General features: G+C 55.7%; 11 protein-coding genes. 8 read left to right on the forward strand and 3 right to left on the reverse strand.

Features of this window, described 5'->3' with window-relative positions:
* Positions 1-164: 164 nt before the first annotated feature.
* The 7 genes from AC1VS5_RS04505 to AC1VS5_RS04535 all read left to right on the forward strand — a co-directional run bounded on the left by AC1VS5_RS04505 (position 165) and on the right by AC1VS5_RS04535 (position 10,579).
* Entirely contained in the window at positions 165-1,007 is an 843-nt protein-coding gene (locus tag AC1VS5_RS04505; RefSeq protein WP_481217832.1) for a hypothetical protein, read from the forward strand.
* 2 nt (positions 1,008-1,009) lie between these two features.
* Positions 1,010-1,774, forward strand: coding sequence for a hypothetical protein (locus AC1VS5_RS04510; protein ID WP_481217840.1), 765 nt, complete (start codon positions 1,010-1,012; stop codon positions 1,772-1,774).
* Positions 1,775-3,304: 1,530 nt separating this feature from the next.
* The gene (locus tag AC1VS5_RS04515) at positions 3,305-4,951 is read left to right on the forward strand and encodes a reverse transcriptase domain-containing protein (RefSeq protein WP_481217833.1); all 1,647 of its coding nucleotides are present in this window, start codon (positions 3,305-3,307) and stop codon (positions 4,949-4,951) included.
* A 455-nt stretch (positions 4,952-5,406) separates the two neighbouring features.
* Positions 5,407-6,303 carry a DNA cytosine methyltransferase gene (locus tag AC1VS5_RS04520; RefSeq protein WP_481217841.1) on the forward strand — a complete coding sequence of 299 codons (897 nt, stop codon included), beginning with the start codon at positions 5,407-5,409 and terminating at the stop codon, positions 6,301-6,303.
* Positions 6,290-7,177, forward strand: coding sequence for a DNA cytosine methyltransferase (locus AC1VS5_RS04525; protein WP_087314184.1), 888 nt, complete (start codon positions 6,290-6,292; stop codon positions 7,175-7,177). The genes AC1VS5_RS04520 and AC1VS5_RS04525 overlap by 14 nt, the downstream gene beginning before the upstream one ends.
* A 14-nt stretch (positions 7,178-7,191) precedes the next feature.
* Entirely contained in the window at positions 7,192-9,099 is a 1,908-nt protein-coding gene (locus AC1VS5_RS04530; protein ID WP_481217834.1) for an McrB family protein, read from the forward strand.
* Between the two features lie 4 nt (positions 9,100-9,103).
* Entirely contained in the window at positions 9,104-10,579 is a 1,476-nt protein-coding gene (locus AC1VS5_RS04535) for an LlaJI family restriction endonuclease (protein WP_481217835.1), read from the forward strand.
* Here AC1VS5_RS04535 and AC1VS5_RS04540 read toward each other — a convergent pair.
* The 3 genes from AC1VS5_RS04540 to AC1VS5_RS04550 form a co-directional block, all read right to left on the reverse strand.
* Complete coding sequence (locus tag AC1VS5_RS04540) at positions 10,576-10,953, reverse strand: hypothetical protein (RefSeq protein ID WP_481217836.1); 378 nt, start codon at positions 10,951-10,953, stop codon at positions 10,576-10,578. The two genes, AC1VS5_RS04535 and AC1VS5_RS04540, sit on opposite strands and share 4 nt — an antisense overlap.
* A gap of 51 nt (positions 10,954-11,004) precedes the next feature.
* On the reverse strand, positions 11,005-13,398 hold the full coding sequence (locus AC1VS5_RS04545; RefSeq protein WP_481217837.1) for a S8 family peptidase: 2,394 nt from the start codon (positions 13,396-13,398) through the stop codon (positions 11,005-11,007).
* Positions 13,399-13,524: 126 nt separating this feature from the next.
* Positions 13,525-14,490, reverse strand: coding sequence for an AAA family ATPase (locus AC1VS5_RS04550; RefSeq protein ID WP_476380622.1), 966 nt, complete (start codon positions 14,488-14,490; stop codon positions 13,525-13,527).
* 225 nt (positions 14,491-14,715) lie between these two features.
* Here AC1VS5_RS04550 and AC1VS5_RS04555 point away from each other — a divergent pair.
* Positions 14,716-15,081, forward strand: a 366-nt coding sequence (locus AC1VS5_RS04555; RefSeq protein ID WP_481217838.1) for a hypothetical protein, incomplete at its 3' end; no start/stop codon positions are given.

Here is a 15,081-nt window from a genome sequence, read left to right on the forward strand (position 1 = left end):
GCACCTTATTATCACTCCAAGTTATCGCCGATGTCGTGCCTGTTAGGCGCTGGTGTGTAGGCATGCAAACCGCTCAAGATTATTCAAAAGAGCATCCGTTTTGTCCGTACGAAGGGATACGGTTTCCTCAGAGATGCTTTCCATTGAAAACGGAGGTGCGGAATATGGGGCTCGATGCGACGGTTCGTTGCCGGTGTTTTGAAGAGGGAAAACTCAAGCCGGGGTCGGTACCCTATGATGACCTATATATCGATGGTGAGGGCTATCTCGCGTCTCGGATGCTTGATTCGAGGCGCGCCGAGCTTGGGCGTCGCCGCTTCGCCGCCCGCTACGGAGAACTTGAGAGAGCATTCTACGACTGGTCCGATCATTGTTGCGAACACGAAGACGGTGACTATGTAGTTGAATGGGTGAGTAACTGGGCGGGTGTTGCGGGGTTTGAGTCACGGGTCGAGGAAGCCGGTGGTGAGGCAGAGTTTCCTCTGCTGAGCCACATGCTCCCCCACGGAAATGGTGGCATCTATCCGGTAGAGCTCGCGGAAGCAACCCTCAAGGAGCTCGATCGTTTCCTAGAGATAATCACCAACGTCGACGAGTGGGTGCTCGTTGATGCGGAGACCGAAGAAAGGATTTGGACGTCGACGCCAGGAAGCACATTCGTCTGGATGCGCGGTCCGTACGACGAGGTCGGCATGGCGGGCGGAAGGGTGTATTTCGAGCACACCGGCCTCCCGCGCGTCGAAACGACGCATTTTAAGCAGCATCCCGTGGGCAAGCCCGCTCCCAATGGTTGCCAGCAGGTGTATATCACGTGCCTCGACACGGGAAAAGAGACGCTGACATTCGACGGTATTGGCGTTGGGGAGGGGAAGCGAGCGGAGCGTGAATTCTATGTTACGTCGGAGAAAGCCCCCTTCCTGTGGGAGGGGAAGTACGGGACGGCGGAGCGGATCCGGCGACTGCTTCTCGCTTCACTTGAGACCGGAAACCCCATAAGGTGGTGCTAGTGATGAAAGAGCCTCATATCGTTCCCGACAAGCCGTCGGTTCTCGTCCCGCACCTGCACTATGAAGATAAGGATGTGTTCAATCGTCTTACGGCGTACAACAGGACGGTTCTTGGCAAGCGCCACGCTCGCCAGTGTGGTTGTTTCCGCTGTGGGAGTCGGTTTCGTGCGGATGAGATATCCAAGTGGATGCATGAGGAGGACGGTGACGACACGGCTCTGTGTCCATATTGCGGAACGGACGCTGTGATTTATGGCACAGCGAAGTTCCCCCTCTCTACCGCGCTACTGTCGCAGCTGTATATGAGCTGGTTTGAAGAGGAGTATAGGGAGCGGCAGAAGCGTGCGTTGCTTATTCCGGACTATTCAAGCGAGAAAGCATTTCTCCAAAAAGGTATTCCGTTCTTGCTGAAAGACGAGCGATTCGTCCAGTTCGTCGACGAGATTGAGCTCAAGCCGGCGAAGATCTGGTACTACCTTCAAGGTTATCATGCTTATGCTGGCGCACTTGCTAATAGTGTCGCCAAGTTCGAGGATAAGAACGATCGATGCCTTGTTAAGTTGCGCGCTTTCACAGATGTGGATGGTTGTCCCCGTGTTGATTTCACGAATACTAAGGAGGGTCATCTTCCTTTTGAGCCAAGCACAGAGGATGAGCTTCGACGAGTGTGCGCACTTATACAACAATATGGCAAAGAGTTGCACGGGGTGATAGAAGACCGAGCAACGAGGAGGATGAAGCTTTATGTTGCACGAGAAAAAGTATGATTTGCCTTACTGTCTTTGGGGCGTGGCGGCGAATGTGATTGATGAAAACCTCTATGGGGAGAAATAGGTTGCTCTATCGTATGTGGTACGCAGCGAAGGGCGCCCGTTCCGTTCAATTGCGTACTGTCGCAAGATTATTCTGATGAGAATTATTCTACTGAGAATAATCTTGTGGGTCGCACTTATCGTGGACGGCGTGGCTACGAAAGCCCGCGGCACGCCGTGGCGCGAGAGCCTGCCAGTGTGTCGCTTGGAGAAGCGAGACCGTCTGACTGTGTCTTCCTACTCAAGCCACCAGTCAACGTCTACCGAGCATTCGGCTTCGACGGGCTCGGGGTTCAGAGCGGGCAGGCCATCATTCTTCGCGCCGCTGGGGCGCGCCGCACGGGTCGCGCGGCGGCAGCGTCAAAGCTTCCGCCGTAGCGCTTATACCGAATTTGCCGAGCATCACCAAGCTGTTTGCCCGCCGCCGTGGCAGGCGTCTCCGCGCAGCTGCGTGCCTACGCAACAGCTTTCCCGAGAAGCCTTGCCTCTTCGGTAACCTTGTCATCTAGCGAGAAAAAGAGGTTGATCGTGCCTCGTATCGTAGGCTTGACAAGTGCCGTCCAGATTGTGGGGACGTCATGCTCCGATCTCTCGAGGCGCGGGGCTCTACGGACCCTGTATTCGTATCCGGTTATGGCGCGCCCTTGCCGGGAGCGGTTGCATACGACGAATAGTCAGAAACCTTCAGTTCGTCCTCGAGCCCAAACGGCTTCAAAAGCCTCTCGCGCACATTTGGTATCTTCGGCTTATCGCCTTGTGCACTTACTCCGGTTCTGTCCGTGCCACTGGGACCGGATCGAGAATTCGGCTATGTCGGGCTCAACGTAATCTTCGACGGTGGCGCTCACACAAACGACCGATTTGTTTGGGGTTGCGCTATCCTTGACGCTCATACATAGCTCCTTTCATGAGGCAACTGTGATGGAAACATACCGCACCGTTCGGAGAAAACGGATTGGACGGCATGCCGGGAACGGACGCATCGACTCGGACGAGCACGCGGTTGAGTTTCACCACCACCCCGGTACCGAGCCCGACTGCGCACCGTGCGAACTCGAGCAGCTTGGGATACACTTTGTTGAGCGGGTAAGACCAAGGTCGCTTTAGACGATTGGCAAGCCGCAGAATGGGGAGCTCGGGTGATGTGCGTCGAGGTAATAACTCCGACGTTCAACAGGAATTTGTTAAGGAATATAACTTCTATCGGGAATGTCGCGCGCAGTGTGCGCCGCTTGAAGATCTAGCCATCGCTAAAGGTGGTTAAAAGTGAGACGTGACATCGTTCGATGGGGGACATGAATCCCTTTGCGCTGGAGGAGCATCTTCCAGATACGCAGTGATAAACTGTCTCCAGGTCACGGCGAAGCTCGATCTTTGAATGTGACTTCGCATTCGCAAAAGAACTGTTTCTCATTGCGGGCAGTTTGGCAATGTCCTGATTTCTTAGTTTCATTGTCGCCTGAGTCGTCCGGAAGGAGTTTCGCCGTGGCTTCTCACGATACAAGCTTTATCCGCATTTCTACAACCACGGAACTTGCCGAATACTGCGGTGTTTCATGGGATGAACTTAGAATGCTTGCGTATGCAGTCGGGATCAAACGCTATACTGAGTGGCTTGTCCCAAAAAAGAACGGAGAGGGCTACAGGCGTATCTCCTCGCCTATGGCGAATTTAAGAAGGGTGCAACGAGCAATTGCCAAGGGTTTGTCGGAGTTCTATCGTCCACCCGACTGCGTTTATGGCTTTGTCTGTAAGCGTAATGTGGCCTTGAATGCATTGCGGCATGCGAGGAAAAGGACGGTTCTCACAATTGACCTCAAGGATTTCTTTCCCTCGATTTCGGCTTCGCGCGTTTACGGCCTTTTCTTCAAGACAATGGATTTTCCGAAAGAGGTTGCACACTCACTAACCAACCTAGTCTGCTACGAAGGGTCTTTGCCCCAGGGCGCGCCGACTTCTCCTGTAATAAGCAACATGATATGCTTCAAGATGGATCGAGCACTATTAAACTTTGCAGCAAATAACGGTCTTACATACACAAGATATGCCGACGATCTTGTCTTCTCCAGTACGAGCGCGTACTCAGCTCGAAAGATGGTAGATCAGGGGAAGAATGCTGTTGATGGCATCAACCACTTTATTACAGACACAATTGAGGCTAATGGATTTGAAATTAATGAGCGGAAAGTCCATGTTGCAAACCGCGGGAGTCGGCAGATAGTCAATGGCATAATAGTTAATCAAAAGTGCAATATACGGAGAAGCCAATACAGGGAGTTCAGGGCTCTATTCCATAGATGGTCAAAGGTGGGCTATCCTGCGGCGGCCACTGCATACTTTGGCAACAAGAAAAACCATTGCTACAAGCCAAAGCTATGTGACGGAGACGAGTTGTGTGATGAGATAACTTTTGCGAGGCACATCCGTGGACGTCTGGACTATTTCTCAATGGTTGTGGGGGTAAATGGACACCCTACTGAGCCGATGGCAAAGTTGTGGACTCTCTTTCATCAAGCTACGCATGAACGTGTGCCGTACCTAACTTTTGAGAAATCGGCGGTTCAGCTTTCGTACGTGTTTGATTCCAAAGAGAAGGACGATGTAGTCGGAGCGGACTCAAGTGGAGTGATAATCCAGGGCATTTTGATAACGTGCAGTCATGGCCTGCCCAAAGAATGTATCGATAAGAATGGAGACGCTGTTTCAATTGATATCCGAACGGCGTTTGGCGAGAGCTTTTCTATAGAAGCGTCTAGATTTACGAAATATTCTGGTTTTGACTTTGCGTTTGCGCGGCTTGACGCGGATTACGGTGATTTGGGCATACAGTCGGTTAATCCAAGATACATGCCTCAGGCAGGCGAGACAATATACGCCTCGGGATACGCAGGTGGCAATGCGCCTTCGCACTGTGTGCAGGCTTCGGTGCTCCCCAGTCGTTACGGTAATGGAAACGTTGTTGTCGATAGGGCGTTCATCAAGGGAATGAGCGGCGGGCCTGTCTTTAACACTCGACACGAGGTAATCGGAATTGTTCTTAAGGGAAGTGACGAATCGAGTTACTCAAAGGATGGCGAATTTCTTCCTTTCAAATCCATTTCCGATTTTGAGCCTTTTGCCTTACACAAATGATAGGTGAGGATAGCTCCTGATTGAAAAGAACATCCGGGTAACATAGCACAGTGACTACCGAGAGAGCTTGGTAACGTGTGAAGGTCTGAAACTGCATATCTCTAATGACGTGTATGAATTGCTACGTTGAGGCGGCGTTCCCGAGCGTAACGAGTCTTTGCTGCAGGAATGGTTGCCCTGCTCTTCTTAAACTCTTTCGTCTCGAGCGTCCGCATTCGTCGATATCACACGTACTTCTTTCCTCTGAATCAAGTGTTGATTGCTATCCGATGATCTCCTGTTGATGTGGAAGATGGCGAGTTAGCGGATTGAAGATACACGAACCATGTATGGTGCATGGTAAAATTTTCTACTTACAAGGAAAGGCATCATAACGAACGGTGCAACAGCATCGGGCAGAAAGGGCAGGTCGGCGCGTGTCTGCGAATCAGGTACAGAGCAAAAGCATCACTGCTGTGGACCTCTTCTCTGGCTGCGGTGGCATGTCCCTCGGCTTCGAGAACGCTGGGTTCGAGGTGCTTGCCGCATTCGACAACTGGACACCAGCTGTCGAGGTGTATCGCAAGAACTTCTCTCATCCCGTTTATCAGAGAGACCTGAGCGAGGAGTCGGTTGTGAGGGAAATTGCCTCCCTAGAACCGGATGCCATTATCGGTGGACCACCTTGCCAGGATTTCTCGCAGGCCGGAAAGCGTTCCGAGGATGGGGGCAGGGCTGTCCTAACGGTCAGGTATGGCGAGATTATTGCACAGTGTCTGCCTCGCATCATCGTTATGGAGAACGTTCCTCGCGTACGCATGAGCAAGGCGATGAATCAGATTCGCGGCATTCTGAAAGAGTGCGGCTATGGCCTCACTGGGCGCGTACTTGATGCAAGCCGCTGCGGCGTTCCGCAGGCAAGAAAGCGGTTCATCCTGGTTGGGTGCCTTGGGGCTGAGGATGACTTTCTGGGTGCGGCTCTCGACGAGGGGCTTTCTGGCCGCCAGATGACAATTCGCGACTACCTTGGTGACAGCCTGGGAACCGAATATTACTTCCGTATTCCTCGCAGCTACGATCGTCGGGCAATCTTCAGCATAGATGAGCCCGCTATGACCGTTCGGGGTGTCGATAGGCCGATTCCTCCCAACTACAAGCTGCATCCGAATGACGCTGCGCCATTGAGCGAGGCGCGCTGTCTGACTCCAAAAGAACGAAGCCTTCTTCAAACGTTCCCCGAAAGCTTCGAATTCTTTGGCTCGAAGACCGACGTCAATCAGATGGTCGGCAACGCCGTGCCCGTAAAGATGGCTGAGTATGTCGCGCGCGCGATTATCAAATACCTGGGAGGTGCCCCGCATGAGATGCGTTGATTTGTTTGCTGGATGCGGCGGGCTCTCCCTGGGGTTCCAAAACGCCGGCTTTGATATCGTCGCTGCCTACGACCGATGGGAAGCTGCCGTCAACATCTATCGGGAGAACTTTGATCACCCTATATTCGAGGCGGATCTCTACAAGGATGAAACGCTCGATAATATCGCTGGGTACAAGCCGGATATCATCATCGGTGGTCCGCCCTGCCAGGATTTCTCTATAGCAGGTGCACGAAACAGGGGCGAGCGGGCTAATCTTACTGTTCGATACGCGAAAATAATCGCCGAGATCAAGCCCGAGTGGTTCGTGATGGAGAACGTTTACAACATCGAGCGCATGGATGTTCTACCCGAGGCGCTCGCCATATTCAAAGATGCAGGGTACGGGCTGACTAAGCGCGTCTTGAATGCGAGTCTCTGTGGTGTCCCGCAGATCCGTAGGCGCTTTTTCCTTATCGGACACCTTGGCGATCAGGATGACTTCCTCGGAGAGCTTCTCGATTCGCGGCTTGCAAAAAAGCAGATGACGGTGAGGGATTACCTTGGTGATAGCCTGGGAACCCAGTACTACTATCTTCATCCACGTAACTTCAATCGCCGTGGAGTATTCTCGATAGATGAGCCGGCAGTTACTGTCCGTGGTACAAACAGGCCCATCCCGCCTTCGTACAAGAGACATCCTGCCGACAAGGCGGATATTTCCGATGGCGTAAGGGCTCTGACGTACAAGGAGCGAAGCTATCTGCAGACGTTTCCGGAGTCTTTTGTCTTCACTGGGTCTAAGACTGACATCGAGCAGGCAATAGGCAATGCTGTCCCGGTTAAACTTGCAGAGTACGTTGCTGGATGCATAAGGGATTACGCGAGTAGTTAAGAGTGGTGAGTGCGATGTCCTTCCGAGAAATGTGGAACCTCAGCTATCCGATAGACGATGATGCGCTTGATCAAAGTGCTCTCAGCGTTCGCGGAAGGACGACGAGTGGGGCCGGGCAATTCGAGCTTGCGGGCGTAGGATTCGCTGCGGACGGCTCACGGGTGCGGGCTCGCGATATCGTGGACCACTCCATCAGCTTTGAGGTGCTGATACGAGGGACCAGTCGAACGATTTGCATCGATGAGCGTTATCCCGTTCGAGAGGTTGGCGGAAAGGTCAGAATCAATGTTCAGGATAGTTCTGGAGTAAGGCCGAATATCGGAAATCTATTTGCCGTCCTGTTTCTCCTGCCCGATGTAAGCCAGGTTGGCAAGGCGTCTGAACTGGATGAAAAAGGCCTTTCTGACAAGGCGTACTGGATTGACGCAATCAGCGTTACGGTGGCCGATTCCAGCTCCGACACGTTTGTTCTCAGGCCTACGCGATTTGTGTTCGCCACTGCAAATAAAGATAACCCCGGTCAGTTCTCTGCGGCGATGGCGTTCGATTTCGACGAGCGCCTTGCCGCGATTCTTGCCATATGTCGCAAGGGAATGGATATTGCTGCCGGAGGTGTGCCGGCAGCGCTGAAATACTATTCAGACGTATTTGAGGGGCGCGCTCGCTTCGAGCACAATGTTGCCAGCGCTATGCGTAGGGTAATCGTTGACTACCTTGAGTCCTCTCAGGACGTTCAGTATCAGGCTGGAGATGACCCGCTCGCTGCGTTGCAGAGGCTAGTTGATGCTAGGCCAGAAGAGCGAGGCATCTCCCATGTCGAGCCTGTTTTGAGCGCAAGTGTCCCCGAGCCTCGCAACCTCATCTTCTTCGGGGCTCCTGGCACGGGCAAGTCGTACCGGCTCGCACGGCAGGCGGAGAAGTATTTCGACAAGAGGAACGTCAGGCGCGTCACCTTCCACCCCGACTACACCTACGCTCAGTTCGTGGGCTGCTACAAGCCGGTCACGACGATGCGCACGGTGACCGATGAAGATGGAACCGAGAGCACCCAGAGCGAGATCAGCTACGGTTTCGTTCCTGGGCCGTTCCTGGAGACATACATCGCTGCGGTGCAGAACCCCGGCACGAACTACTTGCTTGTCGTTGAGGAGATCAATCGCGCGAACCCGGCGGCCGCGTTCGGTGACGTGTTCCAGCTGCTTGACCGCGACTCCGACGGTCGCAGCGAGTACGAGATTGCTGCGCCGCGCGAGATGCGCGAGTACCTGCGCGTGTTCCTACCGGAGTACGCCACGACTGCGTATATCCAAGACCCGGAGCGGTTACTCTCCGAGCAGCTGCGTCTCAGGGACGAGGCGGAGCGGCTGTCGCTGCCGCCCAACATGTTCATCTGGGCAACCATGAACAGCGCGGATCAGGGCGTCTTCCCGATGGACACCGCTTTCAAGCGTCGCTGGGACTTCCGCTACATTGGCATAGACAAGGGCTCGGACAAGATCGCCGGCTACGCCGTGCCGGTCGGGACGCCCGCGCGCATGGTGAGCTGGGACGCTTTGAGGCGTGGCATCAACCTGGTGCTGCTCAATGCGGGCGTGAACGAGGACAAGCTGCTCGGGCCGTTCTTCATCTCGCCCGCGAGGCTCGCTGATCCCGACGGCTTCACTCAGGTTTTCAAGGACAAGGTGCTGCTCTACCTCTTCGAGGATGCCGCCAAAACCAAGGCTTCGAAGGTGTTCTCTCACGAAGGCCGTGCGACGTACTCGGATGTTTGCGAGGACTTCGAGAGTTTTGGAGAGCTTGCGTTCAGGGGTATGCGCGAGTTGCCGTCCTTCTCGCCGGCCAATGTGAGCGATGCTGAGTTGCTTGAGTCTGGCGAGGTTGCGGGCGCTGCGGAGGAGCCGGTTGCCGACGGTGCGGAGTAGCGCCATGCGTACGGTCTACATTCGCGAGCGTTCGTTCCACTCGCCAGTGAGTCTCGCGCGGATGCTCGGCATCGGGCTGGATGACGCTGACCGCTACATCGCCCTTCTGTGCGCGCACGGCGTGCTTCGGTTGAGGACGGGTGACGAGCCGAAAGAGTACGATCCGCTTGGAGAGAGCGCGCCGCGCGGGACCTATCAGTTCGTCTACGTGGGCCTTGCCCTAGTGGAGAGCGTCTGCATTGTCGTGTACCCGAAGTATCTGCCCGAGATTGACCCGAAGCGCCCCGATGACGCCACGTGCGCAGCTATGAGTCAGGTGTTCAGGATGCTTCGCAAGAGCGGTGGAAGCTACGCCAGCATTGCCGCCGCGACTGAGGAGGGCATGGGGGCGAACGACCGCCTGGCGCTCATGCTCTCGCTGCTCGAGATGTATGACGAGTATGGCGTCTACTCTAACTACATGCGCACCATTGCGGACAACGGGTCGGGCAACATCAGCTGGGAGCGCACCATCGCGGCGAACCTTCCCTTCGTGCGGGATGGGCGTCCCATCTACTTTGACTACAAGACCGTGGAGACTGACGCCGACGCCTCTGACTTCGTAACGCGACTGCACCGCGCGGTGCTTACGGAGTGCTCGCGCTTCATGCAGGAGAGCGGGCTGGCTCAGCTGCTGGCGCTCGACGAGGTGTGGCTGAGCGATTCCTCCGTGGCGGACTTTGGGGACGCCGACTTCGTGGCGTACCGGCTGGAGCGCGAGCGGGCGGTGCAGTTCGTCACGTGGAAGCAGGACGTAATCGACCTCCTCGTGCGCTATGTGCGCGACGGGGGCATGTCTGCGACGTCGGACGCGCCTCTGTGCCTGGGGACGTCAAGCTTCCATCACGTGTGGGAGACGGCGTGCAAGGTCGCGTTCGGTGACGTGCTGGCCGTTCGACTGGGGGAGCTGGGGATTGAGCTGACTCCGCCGTTCGCGGGGATGGCGGAAAAGCGGCTTATCGATGTCATCCCGAGACCGGAGTGGGCTGCATTAGGCGCCGGCGAGGAGCGGGCGTGCGGCGAGGTTGCGACGCTGATCCCGGACATCGTGACGGTGCGAGGTGCCGGCGGGCGCGCCGCCGCCGGGGGCGGGACGTTCGCCATCCTCGACGCCAAGTACTACACGCCGCTGCTGGGCGAGCGTGTTGGCGGCGTGCCGGGCGTGGAGTCGGTGACCAAGCAGTTCCTGTATCAGGCCGCGTACCGCGACTTTGTGCTCGCGCACGGGTTCTCCAGGGTGGTGAACGCGTTTCTCGTGCCGTCGTGCGGTGACGCCGTTGAGCATCTGGGGCGCGCGCGCTTTCCCGGCGTGATCGCTGCCGAGGAGCCGCCGTTCTCGAACGAGGTGGAGCTGTACGCGCTGCCGGCAGAGGCGGTGTTCGACGCCTATGTGGGCGGACGGGAGTTGGACGCCGCGCGCCTTGCTGAGGTGGTTGGCTAGGCGAGGGCGTGCTCGTCGGCTTTGGTGACCGCGTCTGCCGATGCGTCTGCGGTGGTTTCCTCGCCGCTCTCGTCAACTATGACCCACGTCCATGAGCCGGCTCCTATGGGGTACAGGTGCCGTCCGTCGATGTCCGTGCCGGGGAAGGTTTCGGCGAGGTCGGGATCGTAGGTGGTGCGGAAGGCGTCTGGCTTCTCGTCGTAGACAAGCGAATCGTCGAACTCGGGCAGCCATGCAGCCATGCGCTCGACCTCGGCGCGCTCGAAATATGGGCGCGCCCAGCCGTTCCACTCTTCGTTGGGGTCGAGGTAGGCGCGGTGGACGCACTCGGGGCGGTCTTCGAGGTCGGCCATGGCTACGCGGTGGGGTTGCATGGGAGTCGCTTCCTTTATGAGGCGTTTTTAATAGACTGTGTACAGCATCACCTAATGTGTGCCTGCCGGTATGTTGATTGCAATAGGAGCTGCAGTATCAATCTTTTGCGCTATGGCACTATATAGGTCGACATCTACGCTCGGTGTTTCAATACTGACAACCAGCGAGTAGCGCGCTTTGGAATCAAAGCGATTCTCTGAATGACGTTCACGCCACCAGCCTATGACGGGGAACACAGCAACGTTTTCAATGTCACTGAAGTCGAGTGCAGTCCCGTCCTTGAAGTCGGAAAAGATTGAGCCGATTCTTCTGTTGTTCTGCCCAAGGAACCAGCCTTTCGACCCGCTCACACTCATTCCCTCATCTTCGCCTCGCATGTTGACGTTAACCCTGCGAGCAAAATCGTCGACGGTTTCTCCAGGGTTATTGACATCAAACCTTAACCCGTGAGAGGCGTAACGATATCTGTCCTTCCACCCGCGCATGCCAGGACTTGGCTCAATGTAATACGAAAGCGTGACCCTCAAGCGTGCTTTCGTGTCACCGAGTTCGCGCAAAAGATCGCTGGGCCAGGGAAGGTGATGAAGATGCATATCTTTCATGCAATATTTCTTGCGTCCGTTGTTTACAACGCACTCATACGGAGTCATTTCATCCTGAATGATGAGATTCACGCTGTTGTTAGTGCATTCAATTGCCCTGTCGAGCTGGGGTATGCCATATCCGCAAGTGTGGAGCAGTTCACGGCGCCCCGTGGATTGCCTGTCTCGTTCTGAGCCGGTCGGGCAAAACATGTTGATCATCGCTTCGGACCATCGAGCAGAGTGTACGAGGAGGGCGCGGATAGTTTCCGGCCAGAGGGCAGGGTACGCGTTCTCTATTTCGGCTGCCATCCAAGCCGCTTTCGCGACTGCAGCGCTCGTGGCATTGAAGTATTGCAGCGGATGTCCGGCTACGTCTGCTCCTGTGGATAGCGGAGAAAGATCCTCTATGCTCCATATGTGACCACTATCATCTTTGGCGGCGTTTCCTCCATCAAGCATAATCTCCGGCTTTACCAAAGATGGGCGGTCCCATTGCATTGAGGTGGAGCTGAACGGAGAGAGACCACCGTGCTCAGCAACTGGTTCGTACCTTTGGGACTGCATCGAGATATCAGTGATGAACGCATTTTCACTGTATGCACCGACGGTCAGTGCATTCCACGCCTGCCCAGGAGTGCGTACGGGTGAAATCATATTGGCGTACGGATAGCCCGCATCGGTTAAAAGCGAGGGGTTCACGTTTCCTGCCGAGACCAAGAATAGTTCGTGCTCCTCATCAGGATTGTCTGGATGTGAAATGGCGGCATCTACCGCTGCAGACCATGATGTTGGCTTGCCGTTCGAGGCGTCAGCTTCGTTCGCGGTGACCGCCGAGCAGAAGATGCGATTCTCTTCGTAGCTTCTGCTTGTGGCAATATCGAAGCCCTGCTGGGCGATTGCCGCATACAGTTCGGGGTCGTTTGGGCGCTGGGATTCGTAGATCTTCACCGATTCCAGCCTATGAGTGATGGCTATCGGTTCAGTTGAGACTACCTTACTGCTTAAGTCCCCATACAATGCGATGCCCGCAACACCTGTGCCATGACCCTTGTTGTCGGCGAGCCCCCAAGATGGGTCTACGGAATCGACCGTATTCCCCTCAAATGCAGCCTCCAGCAGAGGGTGCCCACTATTAACCCCCGAATCAAGTATGCACACTATCGACTTGCCGAAATGAATGCTTGTTCTTGATTGAATGTTTCGGACCCAGAGCCCCTGCTCCTTAGCATCCGCACGTTCAAGATATCCGGTTGCTTCCAAGGCTTCGCAGAACTCCGCCACAGAATCCGAGCTTCGAATTATCGTTTCAAGGTCAGAAGAATTTACCCAAGCAAGCAGAACAATGCGCGAGGGGAATATAACTTGCTCGGTACGGTACTTGATTGAAAGCCTATCCAGCAAGTTCATAAACTGATTGACGGTGGCGCTGGGCTTCTCCTTGTCGTATCGAAGCCAGACTTCGGTCCATTGCTTCGTTTCGCCAGGCATGCTTTCCGGGTTGCCCGTCCAGAATGAAGCCGCCCTGTCGGCAAGGCGAATGTCTTCTACGCTCGTAATCAGCTTGTTGTTCGAGGGGGAACCGGTGTCCTCTCTATCCTTTGAGCTATCTGCATAGCTCCTGATTTTCTTGCCGTAGAAGTCGCTCTTCTTTGCCGGGACGTAGACCGTTGCCGCGAAAGAGTTGCCCTCTTGTCTAACATTGAGAAGGCGCACGTCTTGCCTCTGATCCTCCAGGCTGAGCGCTGCCAGTTCGCCATCTGACGGTCCCCGGAAATCCAGATATGTACCCGACCTTGTAACTGCTCCCTCCTTGCGCAATACGCGCTCGGCCTGATAAGCGGAGGAAAGGTGGTCGAGCAACTTGGCTGCATGACGTACGCGATCTCTTGGGTATGCGTCCGAGCCGCTTCTGCCGCCCCGCTGGGGAGATTTGTACCGGGTGGTTGTACGGGTGTTCGTGAGAATGAAGTTCGGTCGCTGCATGCTTTAGCCGGCCCTCTTTTCGCTGAAGTAGACGGACAATCTGTCAGCGCAGAGGCGCTGGAAGATCTCGTCGCTCAGCGAAGAGCCGGTTAGCAGGGATTCCTTCACCGCGTCCTCGCACAGGCGCGTAATGTCTGCCTGGCAGAGCTGGGACAGCTCGGCGGCGGTGCCTTCGCCAATGGAGAACTCCGGGTCGTAGGCACCCGTTCGGTTGGCAACGAGACGCTGGACCTCATTCACGGTGGGAAGCTCGTAATGCAAGACATCGTCAAAGCGCCGGAAGAGCGCTTGGTCGAGCATTTGCCGATTGTTCGTTGCTGCGACGATGATGCTTTCGGAGGCGTCCGCCTCAATGAACTGCAGGAACGAGTTGAGGATGCGGCGCATCTCACCGACCTCGTTGTCCCTGCTACGGTCCGCACCGATGGCATCGAACTCGTCAAATAGGTAGACGGCTCTGTTTTTGGCAATCGTCTCGAAAATCTGGCGCAGCCTCGTGCTCGTCTCACCAAGGTACTTCGTTATGAGCTTGTCGGTCTGCACGATGAAGAGTGGCAGGACGAGCTCCGCCGCGATAACCGAGGCGGTCATCGTCTTTCCGGTGCCCGGCTCACCCTCGAGCAGGAGCCTGCGGCGGCAGCTGAGGCCGAAGGACGCGAGCTTCTTCCTCTGACGGTACTCAGTGAGGACGCGATTGATCTTCTCGGTGATCTCGGGAGAAACGATTAGGTCGCTTAGACGCGTCTCGGGAAACGAGACTAAAAACAGGTTGTCCTTGTTCGCCAAGTTAATTATGTTGCCCTTGGTGCGGGAGGAGGCATCTACCATCGCGGTGATCTCTCGGCCTAGGGTAGTGTGTCCCGAGCGGGTCTCTGAGGCGGCTATGCGCAGCGCGGCTGTCTTGAAGCGATCGTTGTCCTGATCGTAATGTGCCTTGATGAGGGCTTTAATCTGATCACCGGTTGCCATGGCGCACCTCCTCTCCCTTCATACATTCTCCGCAATTCTATCGCGTATGAAGAAGTTGCGCGATGGGGTTCTTGACATAGAGATGAATTATCCATCGGTACACCCGACTATCCTGGTGGGGTCGCAGCGTCATGATCGCCTCTCATTGTGACGAACACACACTCTGGCACTGTTTCGTAGTTGCCGATTTTACTGTGTTGGCATGTCGCAGAAAGGTCGATCGGCATGGCCGGCGATGAGGCTGGTTCACAGGAACAGGAGCGCACGGGAGGTGTGACGGCGCAGGAGCCGCCGACGGTCGACAAGGACAGCGACGGTGCGGCTACTGCGAGAACGGGTATGGACTACGAGGCCTTTCTCGCCGAGCATGACGCTAAGATTGCCGAGCTAGAGGGATCGATCGCGGAGGCAGCCAAGACTGCTGAGACGGCTGAGTCGCTGCATGCGGAGATGGACGAGCTGCGACGCCAGATCGATGAGCAACGCATTGAGTTTGAGCTCACGATGGCCGATGCGAGCAACGTGAGGGTTTTCCGTATCCTTCTCGACGAGCATGGTGGACGTCTCCAAGCTGAAGGGGCGGAGCTGTGG

The sequence above is a fragment of the Enorma sp. genome (genome assembly GCF_982429025.1).

Coding starts and splice junctions, on each gene's coding strand:
- AC1VS5_RS04505 (WP_481217832.1), top strand. CDS start 165: ATGGGGCTCGATGCGACGGTTCGTTGCCGGTGTTTTGAAGAGGGAAAA.
- AC1VS5_RS04510 (WP_481217840.1), top strand. CDS start 1,010: ATGAAAGAGCCTCATATCGTTCCCGACAAGCCGTCGGTTCTCGTCCCG.
- AC1VS5_RS04525 (WP_087314184.1), top strand. CDS start 6,290: ATGAGATGCGTTGATTTGTTTGCTGGATGCGGCGGGCTCTCCCTGGGG.
- AC1VS5_RS04530 (WP_481217834.1), top strand. CDS start 7,192: ATGTCCTTCCGAGAAATGTGGAACCTCAGCTATCCGATAGACGATGAT.
- AC1VS5_RS04535 (WP_481217835.1), top strand. CDS start 9,104: ATGCGTACGGTCTACATTCGCGAGCGTTCGTTCCACTCGCCAGTGAGT.
- AC1VS5_RS04540 (WP_481217836.1), bottom strand. CDS start 10,953: ATGCAACCCCACCGCGTAGCCATGGCCGACCTCGAAGACCGCCCCGAG.
- AC1VS5_RS04550 (WP_476380622.1), bottom strand. CDS start 14,490: ATGGCAACCGGTGATCAGATTAAAGCCCTCATCAAGGCACATTACGAT.